Here is a 14,691-nt window from a genome sequence, read left to right on the forward strand (position 1 = left end):
TACACCAATGCAAGTCGAAGGCCCCGGATTCGTGAAGAATCCGGGGCCTTCGTCCGTTTCCGTCCTTACAGGTTCGCCACCACGAACTGCTTGCCCTCGGTGTTCTCGACCGCGATCGACTGCACCTGGTCCGGCGGGACGCTCACCACGCCTCGCACGGTGGCACCCTCGGCCTTCGCCTTCTCGGACGAGGTCCAGGCGACCGCCTCCGTCTTGGTGCCGTCCTTGCCGATCACGACCAGCTTGCACTTCTGCAAGGCAGGCAGGCCGTTGACCTCGGCCGTCACCATGTACCGGTCCTGAGACGAAGGCGCGATGTTCGCCTTCAGCTCGATCCCGCCGTTCGCCTTGCCCTCGCCCGTGCGAGGTCCGGCGATCGTCGACTGCGGTGGCTGGTTCTGCATGAACACCGCCGCACCCCCGAACGCGACCACCGCGGCGACAGCCGCGGCGACGAGATAGCCCGGCCAGCGCCGTGGCCTGGCGTGCTGCGGTTCGGGGAGGTCCTCCACCGGTCGTGGAGGACTCGCTCTCGGGCGTGGGTCGGACTCCCGCTGCTGCGGAATGACCGACTCCTGCCTGATCTGCCGCAGCGTGCGCTGCAGCAGCAGGTCCGATGGCATGGGCAGGTCGTCCTCGAGCTCGTGCAGAAATGCCTCACGTGGCACGTCGTCAAGTGCTGTGCGGATCCGATGGAAGTCGGCGACCTGCGCACGGCAGGACGGACAGCCCCGAAGGTGCTGCTCCACGCCAAGACTCTCGTGCGCGTCCAGAACGCCGAGCGCGTAGCAGCCAAGGGTGACCGCGTCGTGCGCGCCAGCTGTCATACGACCTCCTCGTCGTCCCGATTTGCCCCCGCGGCGAAACGGTGTCACGAAGGAAAACGGGCAGATAGGAGTGGTCGGTTCAGCTTGCGAACGAGTTCATTCTGATTGCGCATAACAATGGCATTACGTAACCGCCCAACTACGGTTCCGGCCCCGCCTGAGCTGCGCTTTTCACTCGATCGGACGACTCAAGGTGTCTCGAATGCTACAGGCACGTCTGTGGACGAACCAGCGGCCGGTCCTCCGCCTCAATGAACACCGCGAGGCCGTCCAGGACCCTGGCGAGACCGAACTCGAAGTCGTCGAGCATCCGCTCGAAGCCGCCCGAGTTCCAGATGTGGGTCATCATCGGCAGCCGGTCCGGCGTGAAGTGCTCCCAGAGCGCCTCCCTGCCGTTCCACCAGTCCTCCTCGGACACGCCGGTCTCCCGTTCGGCCTGGACGCGGTCCGCCATCGTCCGGCCGACGCCGACGACGAAGTGGGACACGGCCGTCACCACCGCCACGATCTCCTCGGACGCCAGCCCCAGCTCGGAGACGACCGCGTAGGCGGCGTCCTGGCGGGTCATGGCCTGCGGGCCGGGCATCCGCCGCGACGTCGTCAGCTGGAGCATCCACGGGTGCGCGCGGTACATCGCCCACACCTGCCGCGCGAAGAACTCCAGCCCGGCCCGCCACGGGCCCTTGGGCGTGTGCTCGGTCTCGCCCCACACCGCGTCGACCATCAGGTCCAGCAGCTCGGACTTGCCGGGCACGTGCCGGTAGAGCGACATGGTGGTGAAGCCCAGCGTCTCGGCGACCCGGCGCATGGTGAGCGCCTCGACCCCCTCGGCGTCGGCCACCTCGATGGCCGCCTCGACCACCCGTGACTGACTCAGCGCGGCCTTCGGCCCCCTGGTCGGCTCGGCCGGCGCCTCCCACAGCAGCCGCACGCTCCGGTCCCGATCGCTCTTCACCCAGCCCCCTTCACAACCTGCTTGCTGTGAATCCTAGAACCGTGTACAACGTACACTCGGTGTACAACGTAAGCAGTTAAAGGGGGCGAAGGCGTGGGACACGCGGTGCTCGCGGAAGGCCTGCGGAAGATGTTCGACAGGAAGGCGGCCCTGGACGGGTTCGACCTGGCCGTACCGGCGGGAACGGTCTGCGGGCTGCTCGGGCCGAACGGCGCCGGCAAGACCACGGCGGTGCGCATACTCGCCACGTTGCTGCGCCTGGACGGCGGCCGCGCCGAGGTCGCGGGTCACGACGTGGCGCGGGAGGCGCCGGCGGTGCGCCGCCAGGTGGCGTTGAACGGCCAGCAGTCCACGGTCGACGACGTGCTGACCGGCAGGGAGAACCTGGTCATGTGGGGGCGGCTCTACCACCTGGGCAAGCGCCAGGCCGAGGTGCGGGCGGACGAGTTGCTGGAGCAGTTCGGGCTCACCGACGCGGCCGGCAAACGGGCCAAGCTGTACTCGGGCGGTATGCGGCGGCGCCTGGACCTGGCGTCGAGCTTCATCACGCGCCCGTCGGTGCTGTTCCTGGACGAACCGACGACCGGCCTCGACCCGCGCAACCGCGGCGAGGTGTGGCGAGAGGTGAAGCGGGTCGTCGCCGAGGGGACGACGGTGCTGCTGACCACGCAGTACCTGGACGAGGCCGACCAGCTCGCCGACCAGATCGTCGTGATGGACACCGGCCGCGTGGCGGCGCAGGGCACGCCGGACCAGCTCAAGTCCAAGCTCGGCGGCGACCGGATCGAGGTCGTGGTCCGCAACGCCGACGAGCTCCCGGTCGTGCGGGACGTCCTCGGACCGGACGCCGAGGTGGACGCCGACACGTTCCGGGTCAGCGCGGCGGTGGCCGACCGGGTGGCGGCGCTGACGCGGGTGACGTCGGCGCTGGCCGCGCACGGTGTCGAGGCAGAGGACATCGCGCTGCGGCGACCGACGCTGGACGACGTCTTCCTCGCCATCACCGGCCACAAGGCGGTCGCGGAGGTGCCGGCATGAGGTACGCGGCCATCGACTCGTGGATCGTCGCCAGGCGGGACCTGATCCACTGGGTGCGCGAGCCCGTCAGGGTGTTCGCGAACCTCGCCTACCCGATCATCTCGGTGCTGATCTTCGGGCTGGTGTTCGGCAGCGCGATGAACGTCTTCGGCGGCGGCGACTACATCGAGTTCCTGCTGCCCGGCATGTTCGGCCAGACCATCGCGTTCGGCGTCGCGAGCACGATCATGATGGTGTCGATGGACGCCGACCGCGGCGTCACGGACCGGTTCCGCGCCTCGCCGATGTCGCAGACCGGCGTCGTGGCCGGGCGCAGCATCGCGGACCTGGTGAACTCGTCGCTGGAACTGCTGGTGCTCGCGCTGTGCGGGCTGGTGATCGGCTGGTCGTTCCGCGACGGACTTCTCAACGCCCTGCTGGCGTTCGCGCTGTTCCTGTGGCTGCGGTTCGCGCTGGTCTGGGTCGGCATCTACCTCGGCCTGCTGGTCAAGCCGGAGGCGGCACAGGCGTCGTGGATGTTCCTGTTCCCGCTGACGATGTTCGCGAACACGTTCGTCTCGCCGGAGCTGATGCCGGGCTGGCTGCGGGTCGTCGCGGAGTGGAACCCGCTGTCGTCGACGGTGGCGGCGGCGCGGGAGCTGTTCGGCAACCCCGGTGTCGGCGGCGACTCGTGGGCCGCGCAGAACTCGCTGCTACTCGCGGTGCTGTGGCCCGCGGTGTTCGTGGCGATCTTCTGGCCGCTGTCCGTGCTGAAGTACCGCAACCTCAGCCGCTAGAAGATCGGTCCGGAGCTGGTCGGCGAGCCACTGGGCGAGCAGTCGCCGCCAGTTCCGGACCCTGGCCAGCAACTCGGGCCGGAGCGTCCGGTCGTCCTCCCACTCCTGCCAGTCCTCGCTCGCGAGCCAGCCGATGCAACCCGCGATCCGGTGCACCCGCAGCAGGGCCGGGTCCGGCCGGGTCCCGTAACCGATCCAGAACGCCTGGGGCAGCACGGTTCCGTGCAGGTAGAGGTGCTCCTCGAACGCCGCGAGCTCGTCGAGCGGGTTGCCCTGGCCGGGGTTGTCCCAGTCGATCAGCGTGGCTTCGCCCTCTCCGACGATGATGTTGTGGAGGTTCACGTCGTTGTGCAGCAGGCCGACGTCGTGGATCTTCCGGAACGCCAGGCCGATGCTGCGCCAGACCTCTTCGGAGACCGGCAGCGCGTCCGCGAGCGTCCGGCCCTCGACGTACTCGACCAGCACGTCACCGCGGCCGTTGTGCGCGAGGACCTCCGGCGCGCCGGGCACGACGAACTTCGGCAGGTCGCGCGCCACCTTCGGTTGCCGCAGCACGGCTTTGCGCCCGTCGGCCAGCGTGACGAGGTGCAGGACGTTGGTGAGCCCCTCTCCTCGCAGCGGTTCGACGCGCAGAGCGGTCTCCAGCAAACGGAACAAACACCCACCTCCCGTAGCAACGGTGTAACACAAGACACATCGGACAGATAAGGATCGTCGGGGGACGCATTCGGCGGCGATGTACGCATGGAGGTACACCGATGGTCCAACGTCCTCGGCGCTTGGCGCTGTTGTCAGTCCTGGCACTGGTTCTACCACTGGCTTTGACCGGGCAGGCACTCGCTGATCCCAACAACAACTCCCCTGCGAAACTCACCAAAGCCGTGACGCTGAACGGTGTCCTGCGACATCTCGACGCGTTCCAGTCCATCGCGGACACCCACGGCGACCGCGCGGCCGGACGTCCTGGATACCAGGCGTCGGTGAACTACGTGGTCTCGCAACTGACCGCGGCCGGCTACTCGCCGAGCGTGCAGAGCTTCGACTTCCCGTACGTGGAGGACAACTCCCGGCTCGACCGCGTCTCGCCGGTGCCGCGGACCTTCCAGCGGGACACCGACTTCAACCGCAACGGGTTCGTCCCGACGGCCGAGGGCGACGTCACGGGCGTCATCCAGCCCGTCGACGTGGTCGTCCCGCCGACCCCGGCGCCGAACGGCAACAGCAGCGGCTGCGAGGCCGCCGACTTCGCCGGGTTCGTCCCCGGCCGCATCGCGATGCTGCAGCGCGGCACCTGCGGGTTCAACGTGAAGGCGTTGAACGCCCAGGCCGCGGGCGCGGCGGCGGTGATCCTGTTCAACGAGGGCCAGCCCGGCCGCACCGGCCTGGTCACGCCGATCGGTGACACACCGGGTCTCGCGATCCCGGTGGTGTTCGCGACCTACGCCACCGCCTCGGAGCTCATCGTGCTCACGCCCGGCGCCACGGTCAGGGTGAAGGTCGACTTCACCGAGGAGACCCGGCAGGCGTGGAACGTCTTCGCCGAGACCCGGGACGGCAACCCCGACAACGTCGTGATGTCCGGCGCGCACCTCGACAGCGTGCAGGACGGGCCCGGCATCAACGACAACGGCAGCGGCTCCGCGGCGCTGCTGGAGACGGCGATCCAGATGAGGAAGGTCAAGCCCAACGCGAAGGTCCGCTTCGCCTGGTGGGGCGCCGAGGAGGAGGGCCTGCTCGGGTCCGAGCACTACGTCGCCACGCTGCCGCAGGCCGAGCAGGACAAGATCGCGCTGTACCTGAACTTCGACATGGTCGGTTCGCCGAACCACTTCTACGGCATCTACGACGGTGACGACTCCAGCGGCACCGCACCCGTGCCGATCCCGCCGGGGTCGGCGCAGATCGAGGACGTCTTCGAGAATTTCTACGCCGACCGCGGCCTGCCGTCGGAGGACACGGACTTCTCCGGACGGTCGGACTACGGGCCGTTCATCGCGGTCAACATCCCGGCCGGCGGCCTGTTCACCGGGGCGGAGGACGTGAAGACGGCCGAGCAGGCGGCACGGTACGGCGGCACCGCGGGCGTCGCGTTCGACCCGTGCTACCACCAGCCGTGCGACACCAGGTCGAACCTGAACCTGACCGCCCTGGACGTCAACGCCGACGCGATCGCCACCGCGGTGATCACGTTCGCGTTCGACACCTCGACGGTGAACGGCGTGCGCGCGCCCGGCAAGTCGCACGGACGCGCGCCACGGGGTTCCGCTAGCTAACCCAGAGATCGCACCGGTGATCTGCCGGTGCGACCTGCTCGGTCGCGAAGAGCCGGACGTCCTGGCGTGCCCAGCCGGGATGTCCGGTCCGCGCGAACCGGGTCCACACCCGCACCATCTCCTCGGAGAGCTTCTGCTGCTTCCCAGCGAGCTCGACGCCGGCGTACCGCATCAGGAACGGCAGCTCCGAGCCGTGGTAGGCGCCGTACGGGAACTCCGGCATGCCCGGGAAGATCATCGGCGGCTCGGGTTCGGCGAACTCGTAGCCGAACGCGTGGGTCTGCGCGCGCAGTTCGGCGGTGGGGCAGGCCGAGGTCATCGCCGAGAGCGCCGCGGAGAGCGGCACTCGTTCGTCGCCACCGCGCGGCGGGTAGGCGGCCAGGATCCGGTGCGCCTTGGCCGCGCCGAAGCCGTCGACCAGCGCCTGCTCGTACCCGGCGGCGTCCAGCGGTGGGTAGAACATCGCGGCGAACACCGAGAACTCGTCGCGCGCGGTGCCCGCGAGCACCGGGATCCTGTGGAAGCGGCCTTCGCGGAGCGCCGTGATCGGGTTCTCCGGCAACGCTTTCGTGCCGTAGGCGGGCGACGAGAACTGCGGTGTCAGGGCGTTCACCTGCTCGACCGTGAGCCGGCGCAGGCACGCAACGTCGGCGCAGCCCGTTGCCCGAGCACCGGCCCGTTCGACGTCTTCGCGCTTGGCCCAGGCGTGCTGGACCTGGTTCTCCCCCGCCGGGGTGCCGAACCGGCATGGTCCACTTTGGATGATCGCCCGGTGGAACAGGCCGCGAGCCTTGGGAGAGGTCAGCTGCGCGCACGTCGACAACCCGCCCGCCGACGCCCCGAACAGCGTGACGTTGTGCGGGTCGCCACCGAACTGGCGGATGTTGCGCTGGACCCAGCCGAGCGCGGCCTGCTGGTCGCTCAGCCCGAACGCGCCGGAGCCGGCGAGTCCTGGGAAGCCGAAGTACCCGAACGCGCCGAGGCGGTAGTTGATCGTGACGACGACAGAACCGTTGCGCGCCAACTGGTCTGCGCCGTAGTCGGAGCCAGCGCCGCTGGTGAAGCCGCCGCCGTGGATCCAGACCATGACCGGGCGGTTCGTGGCCTGGACCGGGGTGGTGACGTTGAGGTAGAGGCAGTCTTCGTCGGTCTCGCAACGAGGACCAGGCCTGTCCGCCTTGAGGACGCCCTGCCAGGGCTTCGCGGGCTGCGGATCGCGCCAGCGGTTCTCCCCGGTCGGCGGTGCGGCGAACGGGATGCCCTGGAACGAGCGCAGGGCGGCGGCGGTGGTTCCTGACACAAGTCCGGTGTCAGTGCGGACGATTCCCGCGGCGTGGGCGGGAACAGCGGTTGCGGCAACGAGTACGGCCGCCATCAACGTGGTTGAGGTTGAACGCATGTCACGATCAACCTAACCACCACCGCAACAGCTTTAGACGGCAGCCTTGGTGCGGGACAACAACCGTGCCGCCACCGCCGCCGGCAGGTACATCAGCACCCCGTACACGGCGGGCGGGATCGCCATCGTCTCGTCGTTCAGCACGGTCAGCGCCAGCGTGATCGCGATCGTGGCGTTGTGGATACCGATCTCCATCGCGGACGCGATCGCCTGCTTGCGTTCGACGTTGAACAGCTTGGGCACGTAGTAGCCGATCAGCAGGCTGAAGACGCTCAGCAGCAACGCCACCGGGCCGAGCGTCCCGATGTTGTCGATCAGCTGCTGGTAGGCCTGCGCGATCGCCGCGATGATGACGAGCACCAGCACCACGACGGACGCGATGCGCACCGGGTCGTTCATCTTGAGCGCCCAGGTCTCGAACTTCCGCCGCACCAGCATGCCGATCGCCACCGGCACCAGCACGATCGCGAAGACCTGCACGAACTTCGCCGGCTGCAACCCGACCTCGGCGCTGTCCGCCATGAAGTGCGCCATGCTCAGGCCGACGACCAGCGGCAGCGTGAACACCGCGAGCACCGAGTTGATCGCGGTGAGCGTGATGTTGAGCGCCACGTCCCCACCGGCGAGGTGGCTGAAGAGGTTCGCGGACGTGCCGCCGGGCGACGCGACGAGCAGCATCATGCCGACAGCGAGCACGCCCTTGAGCCCGAACGCGAGCACCAGCCCGAGGCAGATCGCGGGCAGAACGATCACCTGGCAGACCAGCGCGATGACCGCGGCCTTGGGGTACTTGGCGACCCTGGCGAAGTCGTCGGTGGTCAGCGTGAGACCGAGTCCGAACATCACCAGGCCCAGTGCCAGCGGCAGGAAGATCTGTACGACTAGCACGGTGGCCTCCGCGGATGTCCAGCTTGTGCAGTTTGATCTGTTCGGAAGATCCTGGCGTTACGCCCGGCCCGATGGAATCGGCCAGGTGGCGGCACCACCCCCGGATCCGTGATAGTCCTGTAGAAAACCTTCTGGGGGCAGAAATGATCGCGGCGGTGCTCGGGGCGACCGGCAAGCAGGGCGGCGCCGTGGCGCGGCACCTGATCGCGGCGGGCTGGGTCGTCCGTGCGGTGAGCAGGTTCGCGCGGATCCCCGGCGGCACGGTGGCCGACCAGGACTCGCCGGAGTCGCTCGTGCGGGCCTTCGCCGGTGCCGACGCGGTGTTCAGCGTGCAGCCCGCGCCGCACGACCCGCGTTCACCGCAGGGTTACTCCCCCGCCGTGGAGACCCGATGGGGCCGCAACGTCGCCGACGCCGCACTGGCCGCCGGTGTCTCGCACCTCGTGTACGCGTCGCTGGTGGCCGCGGCCACCGAGACGGGCGTCGCGTCGTTCGACAGCAAGTGGGAGGTCGAGCGGCACATCGCGGACATCGGCCTGCCCGCGACGGTGCTGCGGCCGACGACGTTCATGGACGGGCTGTACGCGCCGGACCTGCCGAAGCTGACGCACCTGCTGCATCCGTCGGTCCGCTACCACCTGATCGCCGTGGACGACATCGGCGCGATCGCCGCGAAGGTCTTCGCCGACCCCGCCCGGTTCATCGGCTCGTCGCTGACGCTGGCAGGGGATCTGCTGACACCGGTGGAGATCGCCGGGCTGATGGGCGTCGAGTACGAACAGGTCCAGGTGGACGATCCGGAGTTGCGGAAGGTGTTCAGCGACCGCGCCGAACCGCCCGTCGACATCGAGGCGTTGCGCGCCCTCCAACCCGGTCTGCGTACGTTCGCCGACTTCTTGCCGGACGAGCGCGGCTAGCGCACCCTGGGGCGATGGCGCGTCTGCTCACCGGGCGCTTCGCCCTCCTCACCGCCGCCGACCTGAGCTACTTCACCGCGGCGGGCATCTCGATCTACGCGCTTCCTCTCTACGTCACCGGCCCACTGGGCGAGTCCAAAGCCGCGGCGGGCCTGACGTTCGGCGCGTTCGCGGTCTCGGCCCTGCTGCTGCGCCCGCTCGCGGGTCGCCTCACGGACCGGGTCGGCAGGAGACCTCTGCTCGTCGGGGGCGCTCTGGGGGCGGCGCTCTGCCTCGCGCTCACCGCACTCGCCACCGACCTGCCGGTGATCATCGGGCTGCGGCTGCTGCTCGGCGTCGCCGAGGCCGCGTTCTTCGTGGCCGGGTTCGCTGCCCTGGTCGACATCTCCCCGCCGGACCGCCTCGGCGAAGCCCTGAGCATCAACTCCCTGGGCCTCTACCTCGGGCTCGCGGCGGGTCCGCCGCTGGGCGAGGTCCTCACTCAACGGTCGTTCCCCCTGGCCTGGCTGGCGGCCGCCGGGCTGTGCGTCGTGACCGGCGTCGTCTCGGCGTTCGTCGGCGAGACGGGCACCTCCGGCGGCCAGGAGGGCACCGCGCTGATCCACCGCCCCGCGATCGGGCCGGGGATCGCGCTCTGCACGGCGATCGCGGCCAGCGGCGGTTTCCTCGCGTTCGCCGCACTGCGGGCGCAGGAAACCGGCATGGGCACGACGAGCCTGCCGCTCTTCCTCTACGGCGCCACGGTCGTGGTCGCGAGGGTGGTGTTCGCGAAGGTCCCCGACCGCCTGCCGCCGCTGAAGCTCGGCGCGAGCGCCATGGCGGTGATCGCGACGGGACTGTTCCTCACGCCGTTCAGCCTCGTCGCCGGCAGCGTCGTGCTCGCACTGGGCGTCACGTTCAGCACCCCCGCGTTCTTCGCCGCCATCTTCGCCACCGCGGGACCGCACGAACGCGGTGCGGCTTCGGGGACGGCCAGCGCGTTCCTCGACATCGGGCTCGGCGGCGGGCCGATCCTGCTCGGCCTCGTCGCGAACGTCTCCACGTCCGCCGCACTGGCCACGGCGGGAGCGATCGCGGTCGCCGGCTGTCTGTGGACCGTCCGGCTGCGACACTGACCGTCGTGCAGATCGGCGTCTTCACCGCGGGCGACCTCCAGCCGTCGGAGATCGTCACCCTGGCGATCGCGGCCGAGGACGCGGGTCTCGACGTCTTCGCCGTCGGTGAGCACCACAACCCGCCCTACAACTCGTCCTGTCCCGCCACGCTCCTCGCCCACATCGCGGCACGGACGACTCTGCGACTGTCCACCGCCACCACGCTGATCACCACGAACGACCCGGCCCGGCTCGCCGCCGAGTACGCGACGCTCGCTCTGCTCGCCGCCGGCAGGACCGATCTGGTGCTCGGCCGCGGCAACACCGCGAGGGTGTTCGGCTGGTTCGGCAAGGAGATCGAGTACAGCCTCCCGTTGACGATCGAGCACCACCTGGCGTTGAAAGCGCTGTGGCCCGACCGGCCCTACCTGTGGCACGCCTGCACGAGGTCGCCCGAGATCGCCGATCTGGCCGCGGAGCACGACGACGGCCTGTTCGTGTTCGCCGACCAGACCGAGCACGTCGCCCGGTACCGCGACCAGGCCGCGCATCCCAGAGTCGGCGTGCTGGCGACCGAACTGGACGAGGGTCTGGCGCGGGAACCCGACCGCCTGCTCGTGAAAGTCAGCAGCCCCGCGGATGTCGAAAAGCTAGGGTCGGCGGTGTGTTCAGCCTTGCCACACCGCCGCTCTTCGCTCGCCTCCACGCCGCACAGAACGTCCTGATCGCCGGGGCGGGCGGCGGCTTCGACGTGTTCGCCGGCATCCCGCTCGGCGTCGCGTTGCGCGGCCAGGGCAAGCGCGTGCACTACGCCAGCCTCAGCTTCAGCGACCTCGAACGCCTCGACCTCGACGCGTGGCTGGAGCGCGGGCTTGCCGCCGTCGCACCGGAAACCTCCGGCGAGGACGCGTACTTCCCCGAACGCGAACTCGCGCGGTTCCTCAACGACACCGTCTACGCGTTCCCACGCACGGGCGTGCGGCCGTTGCGCAGCGCCTACCGCACGATCATCAAGAAGCACGCCATCGACGCGGTCGTGCTCGTCGACGGCGGCACGGACATCCTGCTGCGCGGCGACGAGCAGCACCTCGGCACGCCCACCGAGGACATGACGAGCCTCGCCGCCGTGGCAGGCATCGACGGCGTCGTGAAGATCGTGACCAGCCTCGGGTTCGGCATCGACGCGCACCACGGCGTGTGCCACGCGCACGTGCTGGAGAACCTGGCGGCGCTGGACAAGCAGGGCGCCTACCTCGGCGCGTTGTCGATCCCGTCGGACAGCCACGAGGCCCGCGCCTACACGACCGCGGTGCAGCAGGCGCAGGACGCGACACCGTTGTCGCCGAGCATCGTGAACGGGCAGATCGCGGCCTCGTTGCGCGGCGAGTTCGGGAACGTGCAGTTCACCACCCGCACCGAGGGCAGCGAGCTGTTCGTGAACCCGTTGATGGGCGTGTACTTCAGCGTCGATCTGGATGCCCTGGCTCGCGGCGTGCACTACCTGCCGGCGCTGGAGAAGACGCGGACGGCGTTCGACGTGGCGCTCGCGATCGAGGAGTACCGCGAGGGCGTCGATGACCGACGCCCTCGCCGCGCACTCCCCCACTGAGGCTCATCTGCGTCGGATCACCACCGCCACCACCAGGACCAGCACACCGATGGCGATGGCCGAGCCCAGCACCCACAGTCCGTAGACCGCGAACGCCACGAACTCCGAGCCGATCGCGGCCACGGACGTGACCGTCGCACGGGAATCGGACTCGATCCGGTGCTGGAGCTCGGTTTCCACGTGCACCAGCACGAACCGGTACAGGCCGTAGAACAGTCCCAGCAGGACGATCGCCGGCGGCACCGCCAGCCACGCGGCCACGATCAGCAGCGCGCCGGAGGCGAACAGCACCCAGCCGCGGAACGGCAGTCGTCCGGCCAGTGAGGCGCCGGCCGCACCCATCAGCGGTATGCCGATCGTCGCCAGCGGCACCCACACCGTCGGCACGTCCCAGTCCTGGGCCAGCAGCGTGAAGTACTCCTCGAACGCGTCGAGCGCGTACACCAGAGCCACTGCCAGCACGGCACGTCTGATCGGAATGGCTTCGCGCAGACCGGTTCTCAGCGTCGCGAAGTAGCCTGGCTCGTCGTCGTCCCCGGAGTCGCGTTCAGGTTCGGGGAACCTCAAAGCGATCACCGACGACGCGAGGCACATCGCGACGGACGCCCAGCCGGCGAGTGGGTAGCCACCGAAGGAGAACAGCGCGGTGGCCACGACCGCGACCGGCACCTGGGCGATCAGCTCGATGGTGTCGACACGGGCGTTGAGCCGTCCGTACCGGTCTTCGTCGCCGTTGGCCGCCAGCCCGTCGTACAGCAGGGCTTCGAACGCGCCCGAGGTCAGCGTTCCACCGAGACCCCACAGCACGAAACCGGCCGCGAAACCCCAGAACGACGGGAACAGCACCCACGACGCGTATCCGGCAGCCTGCTGCACACCGGCGACCACCAGGGAACCGCGCCGCGAGAACCGGTCGGCGAGAGCGCCGGACGGCACCTCGAAGAACACCGCGGTCAGCGACCAGATGGCGAGCAGCACCGAGATCTGGGCGTCGGACAGCCCGCTGTCGGCGAAGAGCAACGCGTACAGCGCGTAGATGGGGATGAGGTGCGAACACCACGCCCACGCCGTCGCGGTTCGGGTCAGATCAGTTGAAGATCAATGTCGTCGTCGCATGGCACAAGACTAGGCCGCCAGCGCCACCGATTAAATGGCGCTGACGGCCCGTAGTCGCCTAGAAGCCGGCGGTGATCTTCGTGAACGCGAGCTCGGACTGCTGGATGCCCGAGCAGCTCGCGGACACCTGGCCGTCGCAGCCGCCGCGGTCGCGGTTGACCGACCAGAAGGCCAGTCGCCCGAGGCCGTTGGACTTCGACCAGTCGCGGATCGCGGTCCAGTCGTCGACCGTGGTCAGCTCGCGCTGGTCCGACAGGCCGTTCATGCCCGAGATGCCGACGTGCTTGAACGCCTCGGCGTCGCTCCAGCCGAAGGTCGACTTCAGCTTGTTCTTCAGCCCGGTGGCCGCGCCGATGGTGTCCGCGCGGACGTTGGAGCTGCCGAAGTCGAACGGCATGATCGTGAACACGTCGATGTTCGCGTTCAGCGCCTTGGCCTGGTCGATCAGCCGGGCACCGTAGAAGTTCGGGCCGGTGGTGCCGGTGCCGAACGTGACGATCGTCTGGATGCCGGGGTTGTTCTGCTTGACGATCTTCAGGGCCGTGATGATCCGGTCCTGCACCGTCGTGTTCTCGAACTCGTCGGAGTTCTCGATGTCGATGTCGATCGCCTTGAGCCCGTAGGCGTTGATGACCTGCTGGTACGCGCCGGCCAACGCCTCGGGGGTCGAGCAGTTCGGGCCCAGCTTGTTGCCGCTCCAGCCACCGAACGACGGCACGATGTCACCACCGGCCGCGCGGATGGCGTTGATCGTCTGCTGGTCGGCGCCACCGGTCAGCGGACGCTGGCCGTCCCACGCCGGGGTGCATCCGCCGCTCGACAGCACGAACGCGAGCGTGAACCACTTGACGCCGGTCTGGCTCATGACCTGCGTCGCGTTCTGCGGTTCGCCCCAGCCCAGGTACAGGTAGGGCGCGCCACGACCGTTGCCGGGCAACGGCGGGTTCGACGTCGTCGTGGTGGTGGTCGTGGTGGTCGACGTCGGCGGGTTGCCGGTGCCGTCGCACGAACCGCCGTTGACCTTGCAGTTGGACGGGTTCGCGCCGGAACCCTTCACGGTGAAGCCGAAACTGGTGCTGCCACCGACCGGAACGTTGCCGTTCCAGGTGCTGCGGACGGTGATGTTCTGGCCGTTGGCGGCATAGCTGCCGTCCCACAGCGACGCGATCGACTGCCCACTGGGCAGCGTGAACTCGACGGTCCACGACGAGAGCGCGGACCCGCCGCTGTTGGAGATCGTGTACTTGGCCTCGTAGCCGCTGCCCCAGTCCGACGTCTTGGTGAACGCCGCCGTCACGCCCGACGCGCCACTCGCGGGCGCGGCGACAACGCCTCCGACCACGGTGGCTATCGCCAGGCCGAGGGTCAGGATCTGCCAGCGAAACTTCTTCATGGTGCTCCATTCACGTGCAGGGGGTACGTGATGACAGGCACGTTAACTGGTCTAAACCACCTGTTCAAGGGGATGAACCGGACATCGTTCGCCCTCGTCAGCACGGTTCGAGGGAACGCTCTCACGCTCAGTCCACTTGACATGGTTGTCAGTTGACCACTGACGAAAGTCCCTGACGTGGGCGAAACCGGTACCGAGACCGCGACGGGTCAGGTGGCTCGTTCGAGGTGCTCGCGGGCGGTCGTCCAGACGCGTTCGAACTCACCGGCGGAGATCTCCTCGACGCCTGGCCAGGCTCGCACTTCTTCCCCGGACGCGGCGCCCTCGGCCAGGACGCCGAACCCCTTCTCGTAGGCGATCACCGCTTCAAGGCCACCGGTGTCCCGTGCGTGCAGCACCTCGGCCA

General features: G+C 69.0%; 15 protein-coding genes. 7 read left to right on the forward strand and 8 right to left on the reverse strand.

Features of this window, described 5'->3' with window-relative positions; all coding sequences use genetic code 11:
- Nucleotides 1–65 precede the first annotated feature (65 nt).
- Nucleotides 66–827 carry an anti-sigma factor family protein gene (locus ACIRG5_RS05375; RefSeq protein WP_402900465.1) on the reverse strand — a complete coding sequence of 254 codons (762 nt, stop codon included), beginning with the start codon at nt 825–827 and terminating at the stop codon, nt 66–68.
- Between the two features lie 205 nt (nt 828–1,032).
- The gene (locus ACIRG5_RS05380) at nt 1,033–1,782 is read right to left on the reverse strand and encodes a TetR/AcrR family transcriptional regulator (RefSeq protein WP_402900467.1); all 750 of its coding nucleotides are present in this window, start codon (nt 1,780–1,782) and stop codon (nt 1,033–1,035) included.
- A 129-nt stretch (nt 1,783–1,911) separates the two neighbouring features.
- Between ACIRG5_RS05380 and ACIRG5_RS05385 the strand changes: the two genes are divergently transcribed.
- Nucleotides 1,912–2,820, forward strand: a complete 909-nt coding sequence (locus ACIRG5_RS05385; RefSeq protein ID WP_402900909.1) for an ATP-binding cassette domain-containing protein — start codon at nt 1,912–1,914, stop codon at nt 2,818–2,820.
- Nucleotides 2,817–3,596: an ABC transporter permease gene (locus ACIRG5_RS05390; RefSeq protein WP_402900470.1), complete on the forward strand. Its 780-nt coding sequence runs from the start codon at nt 2,817–2,819 to the stop codon at nt 3,594–3,596. Before ACIRG5_RS05385 ends, ACIRG5_RS05390 begins: the two co-directional genes overlap by 4 nt.
- On the opposite strand, the gene ACIRG5_RS05395 is transcribed toward ACIRG5_RS05390, so the two are convergent.
- Complete coding sequence (locus tag ACIRG5_RS05395; RefSeq protein ID WP_402900473.1) at nt 3,513–4,253, reverse strand: lipopolysaccharide kinase InaA family protein; 741 nt, start codon at nt 4,251–4,253, stop codon at nt 3,513–3,515. The genes ACIRG5_RS05390 and ACIRG5_RS05395 overlap by 84 nt on opposite strands.
- 101 nt (nt 4,254–4,354) lie before the next feature.
- On the opposite strand from ACIRG5_RS05395, the gene ACIRG5_RS05400 reads away from it, so the two are divergent.
- Nucleotides 4,355–5,869: a M20/M25/M40 family metallo-hydrolase gene (locus ACIRG5_RS05400; protein ID WP_402900475.1), complete on the forward strand. Its 1,515-nt coding sequence runs from the start codon at nt 4,355–4,357 to the stop codon at nt 5,867–5,869.
- On the opposite strand, the gene ACIRG5_RS05405 is transcribed toward ACIRG5_RS05400, so the two are convergent.
- Together ACIRG5_RS05405 and ACIRG5_RS05410 are read right to left on the reverse strand one after the other, a co-directional pair.
- Nucleotides 5,862–7,268: a carboxylesterase/lipase family protein gene (locus ACIRG5_RS05405; RefSeq protein ID WP_402900478.1), complete on the reverse strand. Its 1,407-nt coding sequence runs from the start codon at nt 7,266–7,268 to the stop codon at nt 5,862–5,864. The genes ACIRG5_RS05400 and ACIRG5_RS05405 overlap by 8 nt on opposite strands.
- 33 nt (nt 7,269–7,301) lie before the next feature.
- Complete coding sequence (locus ACIRG5_RS05410; protein WP_402900481.1) at nt 7,302–8,156, reverse strand: bile acid:sodium symporter family protein; 855 nt, start codon at nt 8,154–8,156, stop codon at nt 7,302–7,304.
- Nucleotides 8,157–8,299: 143 nt separating this feature from the next.
- Between ACIRG5_RS05410 and ACIRG5_RS05415 the strand changes: the two genes are divergently transcribed.
- Genes ACIRG5_RS05415 through ACIRG5_RS05430 form a run of 4 tightly spaced genes read left to right on the forward strand, consistent with a single transcriptional unit; the run spans nt 8,300 to nt 11,776 of the window.
- The gene (locus tag ACIRG5_RS05415) at nt 8,300–9,073 is read left to right on the forward strand and encodes an NmrA family NAD(P)-binding protein (RefSeq protein WP_402900484.1); all 774 of its coding nucleotides are present in this window, start codon (nt 8,300–8,302) and stop codon (nt 9,071–9,073) included.
- Nucleotides 9,074–9,087: 14 nt separating this feature from the next.
- Nucleotides 9,088–10,188 carry an MFS transporter gene (locus tag ACIRG5_RS05420; RefSeq protein ID WP_402900486.1) on the forward strand — a complete coding sequence of 367 codons (1,101 nt, stop codon included), beginning with the start codon at nt 9,088–9,090 and terminating at the stop codon, nt 10,186–10,188.
- 5 nt (nt 10,189–10,193) lie between these two features.
- Nucleotides 10,194–10,892 (forward strand): LLM class flavin-dependent oxidoreductase, encoded by a 699-nt coding sequence (locus tag ACIRG5_RS05425; RefSeq protein WP_402900489.1) that lies wholly within the window; start codon nt 10,194–10,196, stop codon nt 10,890–10,892.
- Entirely contained in the window at nt 10,832–11,776 is a 945-nt protein-coding gene (locus ACIRG5_RS05430) for a DUF1152 domain-containing protein (RefSeq protein ID WP_402900491.1), read from the forward strand. The genes ACIRG5_RS05425 and ACIRG5_RS05430 overlap by 61 nt, the downstream gene beginning before the upstream one ends.
- Nucleotides 11,777–11,779: 3 nt before the next feature.
- On the opposite strand, the gene ACIRG5_RS05435 is transcribed toward ACIRG5_RS05430, so the two are convergent.
- The 3 genes from ACIRG5_RS05435 to ACIRG5_RS05445 all read right to left on the reverse strand — a co-directional run bounded on the left by ACIRG5_RS05435 (nt 11,780) and on the right by ACIRG5_RS05445 (nt 14,683).
- The gene (locus ACIRG5_RS05435) at nt 11,780–12,796 is read right to left on the reverse strand and encodes an MFS transporter (protein ID WP_402900494.1); all 1,017 of its coding nucleotides are present in this window, start codon (nt 12,794–12,796) and stop codon (nt 11,780–11,782) included.
- A 154-nt stretch (nt 12,797–12,950) separates the two neighbouring features.
- Complete coding sequence (locus tag ACIRG5_RS05440; RefSeq protein ID WP_402900497.1) at nt 12,951–14,285, reverse strand: cellulose binding domain-containing protein; 1,335 nt, start codon at nt 14,283–14,285, stop codon at nt 12,951–12,953.
- Between the two features lie 209 nt (nt 14,286–14,494).
- Complete coding sequence (locus ACIRG5_RS05445) at nt 14,495–14,683, reverse strand: hypothetical protein (RefSeq protein ID WP_402900499.1); 189 nt, start codon at nt 14,681–14,683, stop codon at nt 14,495–14,497.
- Nucleotides 14,684–14,691: the final 8 nt, after the last annotated feature.

Source organism: Lentzea sp. NPDC102401, from assembly GCF_044765805.1.
Lineage (GTDB): Bacteria > Actinomycetota > Actinomycetes > Mycobacteriales > Pseudonocardiaceae > Lentzea > Lentzea sokolovensis.

Excerpts from the sequence above, each read along its gene's own strand:
- ACIRG5_RS05420 (WP_402900486.1), top strand. The coding sequence starts at position 9,088 with ATGGCGCGTCTGCTCACCGGGCGCTTCGCCCTCCTCACCGCCGCCGAC.
- ACIRG5_RS05390 (WP_402900470.1), top strand. The coding sequence starts at position 2,817 with ATGAGGTACGCGGCCATCGACTCGTGGATCGTCGCCAGGCGGGACCTG.
- ACIRG5_RS05385 (WP_402900909.1), top strand. The coding sequence starts at position 1,912 with ATGTTCGACAGGAAGGCGGCCCTGGACGGGTTCGACCTGGCCGTACCG.
- ACIRG5_RS05405 (WP_402900478.1), bottom strand. The coding sequence starts at position 7,268 with ATGCGTTCAACCTCAACCACGTTGATGGCGGCCGTACTCGTTGCCGCA.
- ACIRG5_RS05375 (WP_402900465.1), bottom strand. The coding sequence starts at position 827 with ATGACAGCTGGCGCGCACGACGCGGTCACCCTTGGCTGCTACGCGCTC.
- ACIRG5_RS05400 (WP_402900475.1), top strand. The coding sequence starts at position 4,355 with ATGGTCCAACGTCCTCGGCGCTTGGCGCTGTTGTCAGTCCTGGCACTG.
- ACIRG5_RS05440 (WP_402900497.1), bottom strand. The coding sequence starts at position 14,285 with ATGAAGAAGTTTCGCTGGCAGATCCTGACCCTCGGCCTGGCGATAGCC.
- ACIRG5_RS05415 (WP_402900484.1), top strand. The coding sequence starts at position 8,300 with ATGATCGCGGCGGTGCTCGGGGCGACCGGCAAGCAGGGCGGCGCCGTG.